The sequence below is a fragment of the Salipaludibacillus agaradhaerens genome (assembly GCF_002019735.1).
GTDB classification, from domain to species: domain Bacteria; phylum Bacillota; class Bacilli; order Bacillales; family Salisediminibacteriaceae; genus Salipaludibacillus; species Salipaludibacillus agaradhaerens.
Map to the genome: position 1 here is coordinate 2,957,680 of NZ_KV917378.1, position 15,855 is coordinate 2,973,534.

Annotated in this window: 14 protein-coding genes; 8 read left to right on the plus strand and 6 right to left on the minus strand. The window is 38.7% G+C overall.

The window, feature by feature from the left end; translation table 11 throughout:
- Positions 1-198: 198 nt before the first annotated feature.
- The 4 genes from aceA to BK581_RS13915 form a co-directional block, all read right to left on the minus strand.
- Positions 199-1,476: an isocitrate lyase gene (aceA, locus tag BK581_RS13905; protein WP_078578719.1), complete on the minus strand. Its 1,278-nt coding sequence runs from the start codon at positions 1,474-1,476 to the stop codon at positions 199-201.
- A gap of 16 nt (positions 1,477-1,492) precedes the next feature.
- Positions 1,493-3,082, minus strand: coding sequence for a malate synthase A (gene aceB, locus BK581_RS13910; protein ID WP_078578720.1), 1,590 nt, complete (start codon positions 3,080-3,082; stop codon positions 1,493-1,495).
- A gap of 41 nt (positions 3,083-3,123) precedes the next feature.
- Positions 3,124-3,258, minus strand: coding sequence for a protein YhfH (gene yhfH, locus BK581_RS19850; RefSeq protein ID WP_095995554.1), 135 nt, complete (start codon positions 3,256-3,258; stop codon positions 3,124-3,126).
- Positions 3,259-3,992: 734 nt separating this feature from the next.
- A complete protein-coding gene (locus tag BK581_RS13915; protein ID WP_078578721.1) occupies positions 3,993-5,864 on the minus strand; it encodes a glycoside hydrolase family 15 protein in 1,872 nt (623 codons plus the stop codon).
- Positions 5,865-6,171: 307 nt separating this feature from the next.
- On the opposite strand from BK581_RS13915, the gene BK581_RS13920 reads away from it, so the two are divergent.
- Both BK581_RS13920 and BK581_RS13925 read left to right on the plus strand, forming a co-directional pair.
- A complete protein-coding gene (locus tag BK581_RS13920; RefSeq protein WP_078578722.1) occupies positions 6,172-6,807 on the plus strand; it encodes a TetR/AcrR family transcriptional regulator in 636 nt (211 codons plus the stop codon).
- Positions 6,764-7,420 carry an MBL fold metallo-hydrolase gene (locus BK581_RS13925; protein WP_245829052.1) on the plus strand — a complete coding sequence of 219 codons (657 nt, stop codon included), beginning with the start codon at positions 6,764-6,766 and terminating at the stop codon, positions 7,418-7,420. The genes BK581_RS13920 and BK581_RS13925 overlap by 44 nt, the downstream gene beginning before the upstream one ends.
- 269 nt (positions 7,421-7,689) lie before the next feature.
- Here the strand turns inward: BK581_RS13925 and bglA are convergent, their stop codons facing one another.
- Together bglA and BK581_RS13935 are read right to left on the minus strand one after the other, a co-directional pair.
- On the minus strand, positions 7,690-9,129 hold the full coding sequence (gene bglA, locus BK581_RS13930) for a 6-phospho-beta-glucosidase BglA (protein ID WP_078578724.1): 1,440 nt from the start codon (positions 9,127-9,129) through the stop codon (positions 7,690-7,692).
- Positions 9,130-9,141: 12 nt separating this feature from the next.
- The gene (locus tag BK581_RS13935; RefSeq protein WP_078578725.1) at positions 9,142-11,046 is read right to left on the minus strand and encodes a beta-glucoside-specific PTS transporter subunit IIABC; all 1,905 of its coding nucleotides are present in this window, start codon (positions 11,044-11,046) and stop codon (positions 9,142-9,144) included.
- 167 nt (positions 11,047-11,213) lie between these two features.
- Here BK581_RS13935 and BK581_RS13940 point away from each other — a divergent pair, with 167 nt between their 5' ends.
- The 6 genes from BK581_RS13940 to BK581_RS13965 all read left to right on the plus strand — a co-directional run bounded on the left by BK581_RS13940 (position 11,214) and on the right by BK581_RS13965 (position 15,843).
- Entirely contained in the window at positions 11,214-11,924 is a 711-nt protein-coding gene (locus tag BK581_RS13940) for a GntR family transcriptional regulator (RefSeq protein WP_078578726.1), read from the plus strand.
- Positions 11,925-12,517: 593 nt separating this feature from the next.
- A complete protein-coding gene (locus BK581_RS13945) occupies positions 12,518-12,925 on the plus strand; it encodes a hypothetical protein (protein ID WP_078578727.1) in 408 nt (135 codons plus the stop codon).
- Between the two features lie 68 nt (positions 12,926-12,993).
- Positions 12,994-13,878, plus strand: a complete 885-nt coding sequence (locus tag BK581_RS13950) for a hypothetical protein (protein ID WP_078578728.1) — start codon at positions 12,994-12,996, stop codon at positions 13,876-13,878.
- Positions 13,875-14,513, plus strand: a complete 639-nt coding sequence (locus BK581_RS13955) for a hypothetical protein (protein ID WP_078578729.1) — start codon at positions 13,875-13,877, stop codon at positions 14,511-14,513. Before BK581_RS13950 ends, BK581_RS13955 begins: the two co-directional genes overlap by 4 nt.
- The gene (locus BK581_RS13960; protein WP_078578730.1) at positions 14,510-15,184 is read left to right on the plus strand and encodes a hypothetical protein; all 675 of its coding nucleotides are present in this window, start codon (positions 14,510-14,512) and stop codon (positions 15,182-15,184) included. Before BK581_RS13955 ends, BK581_RS13960 begins: the two co-directional genes overlap by 4 nt.
- Positions 15,181-15,843 (plus strand): ABC transporter ATP-binding protein, encoded by a 663-nt coding sequence (locus BK581_RS13965; RefSeq protein ID WP_078578731.1) that lies wholly within the window; start codon positions 15,181-15,183, stop codon positions 15,841-15,843. Before BK581_RS13960 ends, BK581_RS13965 begins: the two co-directional genes overlap by 4 nt.
- Positions 15,844-15,855 lie beyond the last annotated feature (12 nt).

Genomic DNA, 15,855 nt, shown 5'->3' on the forward strand with positions numbered 1-15,855 from the left:
AGGCACATTTTTAAAACTTTAAATAGAGGTACACGTTTAATTATCGTTCCTCACGATCTGTTATTAGAATAATGGTAAATGATTTTAGGATAAGAAGAGGCGGAGAGCATGACAGGCAAACGTCATGTTGGCTCTCCACCTTATTATAAAAATAAATGTCTTTATTCTCTTAGGAAAAGTTTAGGTCTCAGGCAAATGCTACCGCTGAAATTGTTCCGATTCTGTGGAGCCTTTAAGGGCAGTTGTAGAGGAGGTCCCCCCTGTCACAACTTGAGCCACATCATCGAAATAGCTTGTGCCTACTTCTCGTTGGTGCCTAGTGGCGGTATATCCGTGTTGCTCGCTTGCAAATTCAGCCTGTTGAAGCTCAGAGTATGCGGCCATTCCGCGTGTTTTATAGTGGCGAGCAAGTTCAAACATGCTGTGATTAAGGGCGTGGAAGCCTGCAAGTGTAACGAATTGAAATTTATAGCCCATGTCACTCAACGTTTTCTGGAAACTCTCAATACTGGCATCATCCAGTTTTGCTTTCCAGTTAAAAGAAGGGGAGCAGTTATATGCGAGTAATTTGCCTGGGTATTTCTCATGGATTGCTTCAGCAAATCGGCGTGCTTCTTCTATATTAGGTTCAGCTGTTTCGCACCAAAGTAAGTCGGCATATGGGGCATAGGCTAAGCCTCTAGCAATCGCTTGATCAAGGCCAGCTGTTGTTTTGTAAAAGCCTTCTGCCGTACGTTCCCCTGTTAAGAAAGGGGCGTCATAATCGTCCACATCACTTGTGATAAGATCAGCGGCATTGGCATCTGTACGGGCAATCAAGACGGTTGGCACATCCATCACATCAGCGGCAAGGCGGGCAGCAATGAGATTACGAACCGCAGTTTGCGTTGGTAAGAGCACTTTTCCACCAAGGTGGCCACATTTTTTTTCGGATGAAAGCTGATCTTCAAAATGAACCGCTGCTGCCCCTGCTTCAATCATGCTTTTCATGAGCTCAAAGACATTTAACTGTCCACCGAAACCTGCTTCAGCATCAGCGATAATCGGTGCAAACCAATCGATTTGGTTGTGTCCTTCCATATGATGAATCTGGTCGGCACGTTGCAGCGCGCGATTAATTTTTTTAACCACCTCTGGGACACTGTTAGCAGGATACAGACTTTGATCAGGGTACATACTTCCAGCAAGATTCGCATCTGCTGCTACTTGCCAGCCGCTTAAATAAATCGCTTTTAATCCTGCTTTGATTTGTTGCATCGCCTGATTTCCTGTTAAAGCGCCAAGTGCTGGAATAAAATCCTCAGTATGAAGAAGCTGCCAAAGTTTCTTAGCCCCTTGTTCAGCAAGTGTGTAGTCAATCTTAATAGATCCCCTTAACCGAACGACATCATCAGCTTTATACGGTCTCATAGTACCGTGCCATCTTTCGTCTTTCTGCCAGCTTCTCTCCAGTTGCAATATGTTGTCCTTACTCATCGTCTCATTCCTCTCATTATAATTTTTCATAAGCGGGAATTGTTAAAAATTCCTCGAAATGCTCGGTAAAAATAAGATGTTCCAACAACTGTATAGCTTCTGGAAAACGATCACGTTCAAAGTGCTCTTGCCCCACTTCATTCGTTATTTTTCCAATTTCATCCTCGATCAACGTTCTAATCATTTCAGCGGTCACATGGCGCCCATCTTCAAGAATGGCTTTTGGGTGGTGAAGCCATTGCCATAGTTGAGCTCTAGAAATTTCAGCTGTCGCGGCATCCTCCATTAAGTGATCTATCGGAGCAGCCCCTCTCCCTGATAACCATGAGGCTATATAACGGATGCTGGCACTAACATTTGTACGGACACCACCTTCAGTAATGTCTCCGTTTGGCATGTCGAGCAAATCTTCTCCATTAACGGTCACGTCTTCACGCTTTCGATGAATTTGATTGGCTGTGGGCATATGCTCATTGAAAACATCAAGGGCTGTTTGGATCATTCCTGGATGAGCAATCCACGTGCCATCATGGCCATCTTTTACTTCCCGTTCCTTGTCTTCGCGGATTTTGGCAAATGCAGCAGCATTAATGTCTGGATTGTCTTTCGCAGGAATATGTGCTGCCATTCCTCCAATGGCATGAACATTCCGTTTGTGGCAAGTTTGAATCGCTAACAGTGAATAAGCTCTCATATTTGGGACGGTCATGGTGACGGTGGAACGATCTGGTAGGATGACATCCTGCCAATGACGGAACTTCTTAATAATGCTGAAAATGTAGTCCCATCTCCCACAGTTTAATCCAGCCGAATGTTCCTTTAATTCATACAAAATCTCATCCATTTCAAAGGCCGCTAAAATCGTTTCAATTAACACAGTCGCTTTAATTGTCCCTTGGGGAATGCCCAGTTCTTTTTGTGCAAACACAAACACATCGTTCCATAATTTAGCTTCACGATGATTTTCAATTTTAGGCAGATAAAAATAAGGACCGCTTCCCTTTTCAAGTAACGCTTTTGCGTTATGGAAAAAATAAAGGCCAAAGTCAAATAAGCTTGCAGATATACGCTGTCCGTCTACTAAAAGGTGTTTCTCTTCTAAGTGCCATCCTCTTGGCCTCACTTTTATGACGGCAGGATCACCATGAAGCTGATAATGTTTACCGTTTTCATTTGTATACGAAATAACGCCACGGATAGCATCTCTCAAATTTATCTGTCCTTCTAGACAATTGGTCCAAGTTGGGGAATTTGCATCTTCAAAGTCTGCCATAAAGACTTTTGCGCCAGAGTTTAACGCATTAATGACCATCTTTCTGTCTACTGGGCCTGTGATTTCTACCCGACGGTCAAGTAAATCTGGCGGTAAGGGTGCGACGGTCCAATCCCCTTCCCGAATAGCTTTCATTTCGGATGAGAAATGAGGGGTGTGACCTTCATTAATTGCCACTTGCATTCTTTTTCGGTCAAGTAATAGTTCCTTTCTTCTCTCACCAAAGCGACTCTCTAAGAGATAAATAAAGTGAAGTGCTTCGTCGGTTAATATGTCTTCATATGCGGCATGTCGTTCTCCGAGTATTTTAATCTTTTCATTAACTGTACTCATACAAAACAACCCCTTTGCATTTGTTATTTAACAGGTGGCGCTTATTCACTTTTTTTAGTAAGACAGCGTTCACATTCCATAAAGTAAGACTCTGTCAGCTCTTTAAGTGGTTCGCCGCATTCACCGCAGGCTTTTTTAGCCATAGATTTAAAGGAAGGACACGTCTTTTTCATCATTCGTTTCTCACCCCTTTTTATAGTACAGTTGTTTAATTTAATTTCTGTTATATAACATTATACATAGCAGAATTTAAAAAGTACACACATTTTTCAAAAAAATGTTTATTAATTTTTATAGAATTTAAAAGTAGCTTTCTTTCTTTGCAATGGGATACGAGAACATGGAGAAATAAGTAACAAGCTAAGGTGAAAAAAGGACATGGGGGCTATACGTTAACGGTTAGGGGGGAGCGACTGAGATAAAATGAGGATAGGAGAGGGTTTCTCACGTTTGACTCAAAACTTATAGTTAAGACAATCACTATACATAGACAGATACGTTCTCACTAAATTAACGGATTCAGACAGAATGACTAGCGTCTTTTCTGCCTGAACATTTATCACAAATAACGGACGCTAATCTCCTGATGACTCAACTAATAATCAGTGGGAGAATAACGCCCACGCCCACTGATTGAAGGTTCATTTTATTAAGGCCATTTGAAATTATCCATTTTTGCTTATTTAAACACTTAAGTCGATTTCTAATAATGTTTTTAAAGCAATAACACTAATATTATGCTTAAGACGGCGACTCCCTGAGGAATGAGTAGCCGTTTTTGCCAGAGTTAACAGAGTGAAAGTTAGCTGAAGACAAACCCTGGGGAAAGCGGCCGTCTGAAGTGAAGGTCACAGTCCTTGTTCGAAATGTGCACTCATTCACTTATTAAATTTAAGGTGATGGATAAAAATTAGTCCGGCATATATAAATGCTTATATAGCAACAAAGATCTAATAACGCCCGATTGAGAGTAGCTTGGTAAGCCAATGCCTCTAGGACGGCCAGAGCTATAGAGTAATTCAGGAAGGAGTCCGCAAAATGCGCTATTATCATAATTGTGATTAAAATACCGCCAAGCTTCGTTGACGTCATTATCAATCAAAAATGCTTGACCTAACCAAAAAGTTGGTCCTGTCCATGGCTTTAAATCTCCTTCTTCAGTGACTAAACTTTCATGTCGCCAAATACCACCAATGAACGGATCTTCTAGCCTTTGCCTCATAGCTTTTATCGTAGGTTGTAACCACTCTTTTGGAAAAATAGGATACTCTGAAAAGAATAAACTGACAGAAGCATCTAATAATTTTGTCTCTAGTGATCGTGTGACAATGCCATTATGAACGTTGTGCCGTGAAATGGCTTGAATTAATTCGGCTGCACCTTGCCTATATTGATTAGCTTTTTCATTTTCTGAGACAGCCTCAGCCATTATGGCAGCTTTGCTTAAACCAAATGCTGAAATGGCAGATGTCCAAGTCATATGTTCAAAATGCTCGTCTAAGTGAGGGCCGAATGTTTCCCAAATACCTGCATCCGGGAGAATGAGCCCAGTGCTATCTCTGTTTTTTAATATCCAATCGGTCGATTGTTTAATGATAGGCCACATATCTTGCAGCAATGACGAATCATTGGTTAAAGACCATACTTGCCAAATGCCATATAATATGAGGCCTGTTGTATCATTTTCGAAGGCATGCTCATTTGGTAGCTTTGTCACGACATTATAGGCAAAATAATAGTTGCCGTCAGGGCGCTCAATTAAATAACTGAGTGTGGCGTATAATGCTTTTACAGCATCTTCTAAGTGTCCTGCTAAAGCTAAAGTTGCCGCTACCCATAAGCTATCACGAATCCATACATTTCCGATATACGGTTTAAACCCAATGATAATCGGTGTGCCATCACTTTGTAAGCTCATTTTTATTAACGTGTTGCTGACTTTCCAAAAATAATCGTATTTTTCTGGAAGTGGACCGACATCGACTGTTTGTGTGTGGCGCAGTTGCCAATAACGTAATGTTTTTTGTTCGCTTTGTTTAACCTCACTTCGCGTTCGTTCTAATTCGTGAAGTGCCTGTTCTTTCGAATCGCCCGCAGCAAAAAGTTGGTAAACTGGTGGACTATAATCCGGTCCAGGTAGCGGTTGAGTTGGCATGGTGAAAACTAACGGAGTAGGGAGGAGGCTATGTTCAAAAATAGTGATCCGTTCCCCTGTGACAGCTTTACCGATGTCTCCACTGATACCGTCGATAACAGGAAAAACCGTCACAGCGAGCCACTGATTTTCCGAAATTCGAGATATAAAGATATTATCAAGTCGTTGAACAATGTTTTTCAGATGGATGACAGGGTAAATTGACGCTTTGGATTGGTTGCCTCGCAGGGTTTTCGCACTAATAGATCGCACTAGTGAATGTGTGTTAGGTGGGGCCCAAGTCTTTGTTTTAACAACGGTATTGCCTTTATGGGACACGACTTCGTAAATCCCAAATCCATCGACATATTTCGTATCATTGATGGAAACAATTTCGCCGATTTGCCCTAATTTCTCTTGGACAAAACCATAAGGATCATACCATACTTTTTCATTGTGATCTTTGACTAAAACATAGGAGCCATTGTCATCTAACAGAGAACTTGACATGTCAAAGTATTTAAAAAAAAATTGATTTATCCTATCAACTGGACGGCAGCCTACATCATATTGTTGAATCCATGCCAATACGTTGCCATTAGAAATAGGGGCATTATTATTTTGATTTTTGCCAATAAAATAATTCACTAAAGTCACTCCCTTCGAAATCAGTATGTCTTTAATCATATTAAAAAGGCGTTTGTTTTATTAGAAGAATGAAGATGAAGGTCTATGAAGTCATTTACTAGAATCTTAAGTAAAAGAGGGTTGGCGTGTTATACGGAATGGCATATCATCAGTGATATTCATTCAAGCTAGTCCTTTAAATAATCATGTATCAACAATAAAAGAAACATAAAAAAGTAGGATTGTTAAGAAGTTAACTATGTTATAATATAACCGATGGTTAGTAACCGGTGGTTGTACAATTGCTTAGTGAGGAGGGAAATAAAAAGTGTCTTTAGAAGCTCAGGCTAAAGAAAGAATTTTACTTGCTGCGCAAAAATTATTTACTCAAAAAGGGTATGAGCAGGTGACTGTGAGGGAGATAGCAAGAGAAGCAAAATGTTCTCACACAAGTATTTACGTTTATTTTGAAGATAAAAAACAACTTTTAGAAGCATTAGCTGAAGAACCCCTTAATCGATTGCGAAATAGTATTCAAAATACGCTTGCATCTGATAAGTACGGACCACAAGAACAGCTGACTAGGTTGTCAAAAATGTTTGTTCATTTTGGTCTAAGTTACCGTAATCTTTACCAAGCCTTTCTAACTTATGAAGCCAGTCGAGTTGATATTGAAGAAACGATTTGGGAATTGAATGAAAAGAGGTTAGAGCTGTTTGTACATTTAAAAAGTGCCGTAAAGGGCGTTTTCCCTAATGCTGATGAGAAGCAATTGCTAGATTTAAGTCGGATGATTTATTTTTTATTACATGGGATTATTATGACCTACAAAAATGTAGACGAACATGTAAATGGCATCATTAGACGTGTCTTTCCAATTGTGGAAAGGTCAATTAATTACCTTATACAGGGAGGCGTATATGATGAAAATAATCAAGGTCTCACAACACGTTTACAAAATTGAAGCTTGGTTTCTACTGAAAATGAGCGCTTGGCTAGTAAAGGCTAATAATGGGGTTTATATAGTGGATACGGGCATGCCATTTATGGGAAATCGCATTATAAAAGAGGCAGAGAAGTTAGGGGAATTGAAAGCCATTTTATTAACGCATGGACACTCTGATCATGTGGGAGGATTAAAGAAAATACTAGATAAACATAACTTGCCAGTTTATAGTCACGTTATGGATATAAAGTACATGGAAGGAAGAGAACCATTTCCAGGACGTAAGAAGAAGGAACATCTTGTTGAACCGGGGATTGTAAAACCGTTAAAACAGAATGAAGATGGGACGTTAGAAGCTGTTGAGAATCTAGTACCCTATCATACACCAGGTCATTCTCCAGGACACGTCAGTTATTATCATACACTAGATCGCGTCCTTATAGGAGGGGATTTATTTACTTCAAAGGGAGGTAAACTTAGGCAACCAATTAAAATGTTCACTGCTGATATGAGCCAAGCGATAGAAAGTGGGAAAATCGTTAAGGAATTAAAACCTGAAGTTGTAAGTATATGTCATGGGTCTGATATTAAACAACCTCATAATCAAATTAACGCATATCTACAAATGTAATAAACAATTAATACCATTTTAATTAATGGTATTTTTTTTAATATTTCGTATTTTTTTGAAAGAATATGTTGAAATGCGGATAAGTCAATTTTCATTGGTTCTCTTTTCACCTTATTTAAGTAAGCGTAATAACATCAGAACTTTAAAGCGCAACTAACGTCATTAGCTGGACTTTAATAAATTTTTTGTCTGATCAACCAAATAAAAGGGCTGTCACCTAAACTCACATGTTTAGTGACAGCCCTATCTTACTGACTTATGACTTATGTTTACAACTTGCTTCCGTTCGTTTCGATAACTGTTTTGTACCAATTGAAGGAGTCTTTTTTCATCCGTTTCATTGAGCCATGTCCTTCATTATCTCTATCAACGTAGATCATACCGTATCGTTTTTTCATTTCGCCTGTTGTAAAGGAGACGATATCGATAATGCCCCAAGGTGTGTAGCCGATAAGGTCCACGCCATCATACGTGACAGCTTTTTCTAAAGCTTGAATATGGGAGCGCAAATAAGCAATCCGTTCTGGGTCATGGATTGATCCGTCTTCTTCGACGGTATCAACTGCGCCAAAGCCGTTTTCAACGATAAACAAAGGAAGTTGATAGCGATCATACAACCGATTTAACACATATCTTAAACCGATTGGATCGATTGCCCAGCCCCAATCACTGGCTTTAATATACGGGTTGTCCACGCTATTTGGCAGACCGCCATTTACGATATCGCCCGTATTGTCATTCGTGACATCACTCTTAACAGTTGTAGACATGTAATAACTGAACCCTAAATAATCAACGGTGCCATTTTTAAGAATCTCATCGTCTCCATCCTCAAACACGACATTTAAGCCTTCCCGTTCAAATTCCTTTAAGGCGTAATTTGGATAGTAGCCCCGCACGTGAACATCTGGGAAGAAGTAGCGCTGTCTCATCATTTCCTCAGCTAGCATCACATCATCTGGATTGGATGAATAAGGGTAAATAGGGACGTGTGATACCATTGCCCCGATTTTAAAGTTAGGATTAATCTCTTTTCCTTTTGCGACAGCTAGGGCACTTGCCAGTAATTCATGGTGCCCGGCTTGATACATCACCTCTTTAGCATTTTCACCCTCTTCTACCATCACACCCGAATTTGTCCATAAAAATAGTGGGTTATTTACGTCCATCTTGTTGTTAATTTCATTAAAAGTCATCCAGTACGTGACTTTATCTTTATAACGCTCAAAGCACACTTCAGCAAATTTCACGAAGAAATCAACCATTTTACGGTTGCGAAATCCGCCATATTCACGAGCTAAATGCAGCGGCATTTCAAAGTGAGACAAGGTAATAACAGGCTCAATACCATGTTTAATTAATTCATCAAACACGTCATCATAAAATTGTAAGCCTGCTTCATTTGGTTCTGTTTCGTCACCTTTAGGAAAAATTCGGCTCCAGCCGATAGACGTTCTTAAGCATTTCAACCCCATTTCGCCAAATAAAGCGATATCCTCTTTATAGTTAGAATAGAAGTCAATGGCTTCGTGGTTAGGGTAGAATTCATTTTGTTCAATTGTGTCAGTGATTTTTCTTGGTACACCATGGGCTCCGGCTGTCATAACATCGACGACGCTCGGTCCTTTTCCGGCTTGATCCCAACCACCTTCAAATTGGTGGGCAGCTAATGCACCGCCCCATAAAAAATCTTTCGGAAGCTTTTCCATTATTAATTCCTCCTATTTAATCACAGTAAATAATGTGTCTTTTAACGTAGCGTCTTTAAGCTCTTCAATAAGAATCTCTTCATAAGCATCCTTATTCGTAATAATGATCGGCGTTATCGTCTCTAAACCTTGCTGATGAATGGCTTTTTTATCAAAGGTGAGAATGACATCGCCTTTTTTAACCTCATCACCTTCTTTGATCTTTAGCGTAAATGGGCTTCCGTCTAATGTCACAGTATCCAATCCGATATGCACGAGTAATTCTACCCCGGAATCGGATCGTAAGCCAACGGCGTGTTTAGTCGGAGCGAGCATCACAACGGTTCCGTCAAATGGGGCATATAATGTGTTGTCAGATGGCTCTATGGCTAAGCCTTCTCCCATGGCACCTGAACTAAACACCTCGTCTCGAACATCTGACAGAGGGATGACAGTGCCGTTCAGTGGGGAAGTGACCGCTTCCTCATTAGTTGTTGTATCAGTAGATAACCCTTTGCCACTTTGTCCTTGCTCATTCACTAAGCTGTTATTCCCAGCTTGCTTGGCCGTATCTTCTCCGTATCCAAAAATTTGGATTAAAACGACAGGGAGAATAATGGCGATGGCAACCCCAATTAAAATGCCCCAAATGGACGTAGGATAGTCTGCGTCTATCGCATTCACGATTGTTAATGGTCCTGGGAGTCCAGCGTATGCGAAATAATAAGGTTTGAAGAAACTAGCGACGATCGCCCCGATAGCACCGGAAATACAGCCAAAAATAAATGGCTTTTTAAATCTCAAGGTGATCCCGTAAATAGCTGGCTCAGTAATACCAAACAGTCCTGTTACCCCTGCTGAAACACCAACTTTTCGAGTTTCTTGACTTTTTGCTTTAATGATAACACCGAGGACAGCCCCTACTTGAGCGATGACGGCGATGGTTTGATACGCTTGGAAGGAATCTTGCCCATATAACTCAAAGTTAGCTAGAACCATCGGTGTAATGCCCCAGTGAACCCCAAAAATAACGAGCACTTGCCAGAAAGCCCCAATAATAGCGCCTGCTAGAGCTGGTGCATAATCTGCTAAAAAATTATAACCGTTAGCAATACCGTTAGCTCCCATTGTCGTCACAGGGCCAATTAATAAAATTGTTAAAGGAACCATGAGGAGCATGCATAAAAATGGTACAAATAATGGCCGTACTATCTCATTCATATTTTTGTTTAAAAATTTCTCAAGGTAAGACAAGATCCATACTAAAAAAAGCGGAGGTAATACGGACGATGTATAAACAGTTTCCGACAAAGCAATACCTAGAAACGTTATTGTGTGACCATCTGCAATTTGCGCGGCTATTTCTGCCCATGTAGGACTCACTAATGCAGCACAACATGCCACAGCAATATACGTATTGGTTTTAAAATGCTTTGAAGCGGTAATGGCAATGAAGATCGGCAAAAAAGTAAATGGCGCCCATGAAATAAAGCTTAAAACCTCGTAAGTGCCCGTTGCCCCAAAGTCATCAAACAGTAGATTAAGTAAAATAAGTGAACCTTGTAAAATACCAGCGGCAGCTAAAATATAAACAAAAGGTGCAAAAACGGCTGACATCGTAGCAATAACTCGATTTAAAACGGTTCCTTTGTTTTCACTTTGACTATCTGATAAGTCCAGATTAACTAAATTCGTAAAGGCCTCATAGACCTCACCAACATGTTGACCAATCACAACTTGGAATTGGCCACTGTTTTCCACTACTGTAATGACCCCAGGCATAGCACTCACTTTTTCTTTCGCTTTAGATTGCGAGCGTTTAAGTACTAATCGAAGTCTTGTAGCACACCGGCTGACGCCTATGACATTTTCTTCTCCTCCCACAGCCTCTAATATATCCTTGGCAAGCTTAGGATAATCTCTCACTTTTTCCGCCATCTTAAAGCCCCCTTTAAGTTTGTCAATACGCTTACATTATAATTGTACCGGTATAATTAATCAATACCCAAATAAAATTTTTGTTAGAATATAATAGTGTGGAATGAGCTTTTAAGGTAGGTATGCTATAATTTTGGTAATACATTAGAAAACAATGGAGAATGCGTATGTTAAAGTATCAGCAAATCGCCACAGAAATCGAAAAGTATATAGAGGACCATGCCCTTCAACAAGGTGACAAGCTGCCAGTTTTAGAGAAACTGATGGCTCAATTTGACGTGAGTAAGAGCACGATTACGAAATCATTGGACCTTTTAGAGAAAAAAGGGGTCGTCTTTCAAGTAAGGGGAAGCGGTATTTTTGTACGGAGGCATAAGAGAAAAGGCTACATAAGTTTACTGTCTAACCAAGGATTTAAGAAGGATCTTGAGGAGTTCACGATTACGACAGAAGTAATTGAATTAAACGTTATAAAGCCTAGCGAGGAAGTGGCACTTAATTTGAATATAAAGGCGGACGATGACGTCTATTCGGTCAAAAGAGTCCGTTATATTAACGGGCAGACACTTTGTTTAGAGGAGTCGTTTTATAATAAAGCGATTATTACGTATTTGAATAAGGAAATTGTATCTGAATCCATCTTTCATTATATAAGGGAAGGATTGGGGCTGAAGGTCGGCTTTTCCGATTTATACCTTCATGTGGACATGTTAACTGAAGAGGAAGCGGGCTACCTCGGATTGAAACAGGGTATGCCTAAATTGTATGTTGAAACGGTCTTTCATTTAACGAATGGTCAGCCATTTGATTTCTCAAAAATCACATACAACTATGAACAATCACAATTCGTCATTCAAGCGGACAGTCACTTTTTGTAGACTGTTCTTTTTTTTGTTTATTAATTGAATTTTAAACATGCACGGTGATAAATAGTCTCTAAAACCTCTTGTTTTGAAAAAAGGCTGAAGATGATACCCTAGAAAGCGTTCGTTTGTAACGGAGAGAAAGATCACTGTTTAAGTTGTTTTATGCAAATGTATTTGTGTAGTGATATTAGTTCAAGTAAGGGAAGAGGAAATTCTACGTTTTTACAAAAGAGAGATCGGTTTCTTAAAAGAAAAAATAAAAGATGATAACTTATAGGCTGTTAATCTACCTTTTTTCAAGCTTCTATTGAACTCTCTTACAATGGTTTACAATTAAAAGGAATAGATGTACGCTGATCCATAGATGGAGATAAATAGAATTATTTAAAATTGTTGTTTTTAAGAGAGTTGTTCACAATCTATTTTTTTATGTCAAACTCATCTTCCGTTTTAACATACATGAATGAATGTTGATGTTTTGAAGGGGGTGAGGGAGCTAATAAAAGCAAGTCAATCAGTTTATTTAGAAATGGACGTCAGTCAGGAGAAAGACAAAGGGTTTGTTTTTACATTATCTTGAAGAAAATTAAAGGAGATGTTTTGCTATGATGAAAAAAATGATGTTAGGTATTTGTTTATTGACGGCTGTTACATTTACAGCACCTTTAGCTTTACCATCAACAGCAGAAGCCAATTGGTCATCGTGGTCAGATACGTCATTAAACTCTTCAGATGGTTGGAAAAGAACAGGGGCTTTCTCAGGGAAAACAACGTCGAGATTAGAGTGGAGTGCGGTTGCTAGTACAAAGACTATGTGGAGTAACCCTCAGAAACGGATGGTTAACTCTAATAATGCTTTAAGAGGAAATGCCGTTACGCTTTCAAACACAAATCAGGTGTACACCAATAGTACGAATAACGCATTACCTGGCTACAATTATTATGCGCAAATTAGACCGGCCTGGAATCAAGTTGGTACAGATACTATTACAAGCAGACATAACGCACATTAAACCAATGATAATAGTGACAGCGGGAGGGCTGCTTTCGCTGTTACTCCTTTATAAAGGATGGATGTCAGATGATAAAACATGAGTATTTACGTTACATAAAATCCCGTTTTAATATACTTATTTTATTAGCCATTTCTCTCCCTGTGATCGTCAGCTATTACATGACCCGCATCGAGAAAAATGATTGGAAAGAGCAAATTGCTTTAAACCCTGCAGATTTAAATATAGAAGGTGCTAAGCTTACACTTGAAGGGTATAATGGGATGGCTTTTTTAGATCATTTTTTATTTTCGCCCGATTTTTATATCGTATTTGTCGTTATTTTACTTATCGGGTTTGGTATACACCTTTGTGCAGTATCCTACTATCATTTAAATGCGGGAATGGGCGCTATCATGGTGTCTAAAATGGGATATAAAAAATATATTTTATCTCTACTTACAGCTCAATGTCTTTATATCATCACATTTATCTTAGTCTACTTTAGCTTATTAGCTCTCTTAAGCTTAATACTATGGGGAGGTTATTCTGATTTTCTTATTACGGGGTTAGGTGAGGTAAATGGGGCAAATCATTTTTTAATGATGATAGGTCATATTATTCTATTAATCATTTATACGTGCCTTGTTGTTTCGGCTACGTCATTACTAACTCATGTTGTGAAGAATAAATATTTACTGCAAATTATGCCATTTATATTTTACTTTGTGACGTTTATTTTATCATCGTTTCTCGGCAGTGTCTTATATGAGTTAGGTTATTCACTCTATCAAGCGACGTGGTATTTTGTAAGTGATCATTACCTGCTAGGTATTTATTTTTATCAAGCATCAGATGCAGGTTTCCAAAGTTTTGTATTGTCGGTAGTGACACTTCCTTCACTGTTAATTATTTTCTTACTTGTTTTGGCTATAACGAATATTAAAAAATACGAAAAGAGTTATTTACTATGATTTTGAATAAGGGCACTTATATATGGTTTCTTTTTTATACGGTGACGCTCGTGTTTGTGACGGTCCAATTTATAGAAGTAACAGCAGTTCAAACATTCGATTATCTCATGTTTGAAGAGCTATTAATAAGACCACAAAAATTACTGTTTAATACGACACTATTTTTCGTGTTATTTCTTTACGTCACAAGAAAGGAGTTTCTTAATCCACTTTTAGTTAGTCGTTACACGAAGAAACTCCCCATTAAAATGATCACGTACGGCATACTTATCAGTGCTGTGTTTGTGATAAGTACGCTAACTGTTCTTTTAAGCGTTGTCTTCGCTAAGGGGTTAGCGATAGAGCTGAATCTGTCGTTAATAGCACCTCTTTTAAAATTTATACTGTATTGCCTATTTGTTTATATGACGTACGCAGTGGTCTATCTTATGACCAATAAAAAAATACCCTCTTTATTTATAAATATAGTCATAAGTTTCGTTTTACTCATTACCTACCACGGGATTGTTTTTTTTACCTATATGACAGATGATTCAGTGTTAATAAAAGCGTATTGGACAACGCTATCATTTGTAACCCCTATTTTAATGTACTTTATTTATTATATAGGGAAGCGCAAGGAGATATTAAATTGAGAAAATATATCATCTGGACGTTACTCATTATGTCACTTATTAATTTCGCGTCTGTAAAAACAACAGATATGTCGGGTTTTTCGGCAGTCTTTCAAGGGCTTGCGGGGGTAGATTGGGCAACAGGCCAAGTATCTACTTTTTTACTCGTATTAAATTTAGGTATTCAAGCCCTCTTCGTCTTTTTCATTATGACTAAGGTAGATGAGCTCCTTTCATTAGGCCCCTACCTTGTTGTCAGAAGTTCCAGAAAAGCATTTTTAAAGAAAATCCAGTTGGAACTACTGGGTGTTGTGAGCCGACTAACGAGTTTAATGCTAGTAGTCAATCTTGTATTCTCTTTCCCCTTAAACACAGGTGAGATTAAAGCTCTTATATTTGTTTTTGTTGCCTATTTGATCAACTTTTTATTTTGGGGGAATGTCGTTGTTGGCTTGCTGTTACTGTATGTAAGTAAGTCTTGGGTTTATTTCAGCGTGATTATAACTTTATTATTTTTGCAAATAGGATCTGCTCACAGTTTGTATACCAGCTTGTTTGTAGCGGGCTCCATAGACGTATTGGAAAATACGTTGCTCGTTTTGGTAGGGAAATTTATTATTCTCTTCGTTTCTTACGTTCTATTAAGTCGGCTAGTTAATCACTATGAATTTAAAGGAGATAATAAGCGATGATAAACGTGCAAGCAGTTTCAAAAACGATTAAGGAAAAGGATGTCTTACAAGACATAAATATAGATTTTGAAGAAGGGAAGGGTTATTTAGTAAGAGGGCATAACGGTAGTGGAAAAACGATGTTGTTAAGGTTGCTTTGCGGTTTAATAAAGCCTTCAAAAGGTGATGTGTCCAACGATAAACCTTATACATTCGGTGTGATGATAGAAAATCCAGATTTTTTAGAAGGCCAAACAGCGCTTTATAATTTGAAGTACTTAGCAGCAATAAATAAGAGAATAACGGAAGAGGAGATCCTCAAGGCGTTAAAAAAAGTAGAGTTGTATGATCAGCGTCATGAACAAGTAAAAAAGTATTCATTAGGAATGAAGCAACGGTTAGGTTTATGCCAAGCCATTATGGAAAAACCAGATATTTTATTACTTGATGAGCCATTTAACGCATTAGATGATGACAGTTATAAGCGTGCATTATCCTTGCTTAGTGCTTTAAAAGAAGATGGAAAGATGTTAGTTGTCGCAGCACATGATCAAGAGCTTGTTACTCATCCGTTGTTTGATGAGGTTATTGTATTGGAAAATGGATGTATAAAAGAGAGAATAAAACGAGAAGACGGGGATGTGTCTCTAGATTCGTCATCGGACGTGGCTAAAGATTGAATGTTGAAAATT

Excerpts from the sequence above, each read along its gene's own strand:
- aceA (WP_078578719.1), bottom strand. The coding sequence starts at position 1,476 with ATGAGTAAGGACAACATATTGCAACTGGAGAGAAGCTGGCAGAAAGAC.
- aceB (WP_078578720.1), bottom strand. The coding sequence starts at position 3,082 with ATGAGTACAGTTAATGAAAAGATTAAAATACTCGGAGAACGACATGCC.
- yhfH (WP_095995554.1), bottom strand. The coding sequence starts at position 3,258 with ATGATGAAAAAGACGTGTCCTTCCTTTAAATCTATGGCTAAAAAAGCC.
- BK581_RS13925 (WP_245829052.1), top strand. The coding sequence starts at position 6,764 with ATGATGAAAATAATCAAGGTCTCACAACACGTTTACAAAATTGAAGCT.
- bglA (WP_078578724.1), bottom strand. The coding sequence starts at position 9,129 with ATGGAAAAGCTTCCGAAAGATTTTTTATGGGGCGGTGCATTAGCTGCC.
- BK581_RS13935 (WP_078578725.1), bottom strand. The coding sequence starts at position 11,046 with ATGGCGGAAAAAGTGAGAGATTATCCTAAGCTTGCCAAGGATATATTA.
- BK581_RS13940 (WP_078578726.1), top strand. The coding sequence starts at position 11,214 with ATGTTAAAGTATCAGCAAATCGCCACAGAAATCGAAAAGTATATAGAG.
- BK581_RS13945 (WP_078578727.1), top strand. The coding sequence starts at position 12,518 with ATGATGAAAAAAATGATGTTAGGTATTTGTTTATTGACGGCTGTTACA.
- BK581_RS13950 (WP_078578728.1), top strand. The coding sequence starts at position 12,994 with ATGATAAAACATGAGTATTTACGTTACATAAAATCCCGTTTTAATATA.
- BK581_RS13955 (WP_078578729.1), top strand. The coding sequence starts at position 13,875 with ATGATTTTGAATAAGGGCACTTATATATGGTTTCTTTTTTATACGGTG.
- BK581_RS13965 (WP_078578731.1), top strand. The coding sequence starts at position 15,181 with ATGATAAACGTGCAAGCAGTTTCAAAAACGATTAAGGAAAAGGATGTC.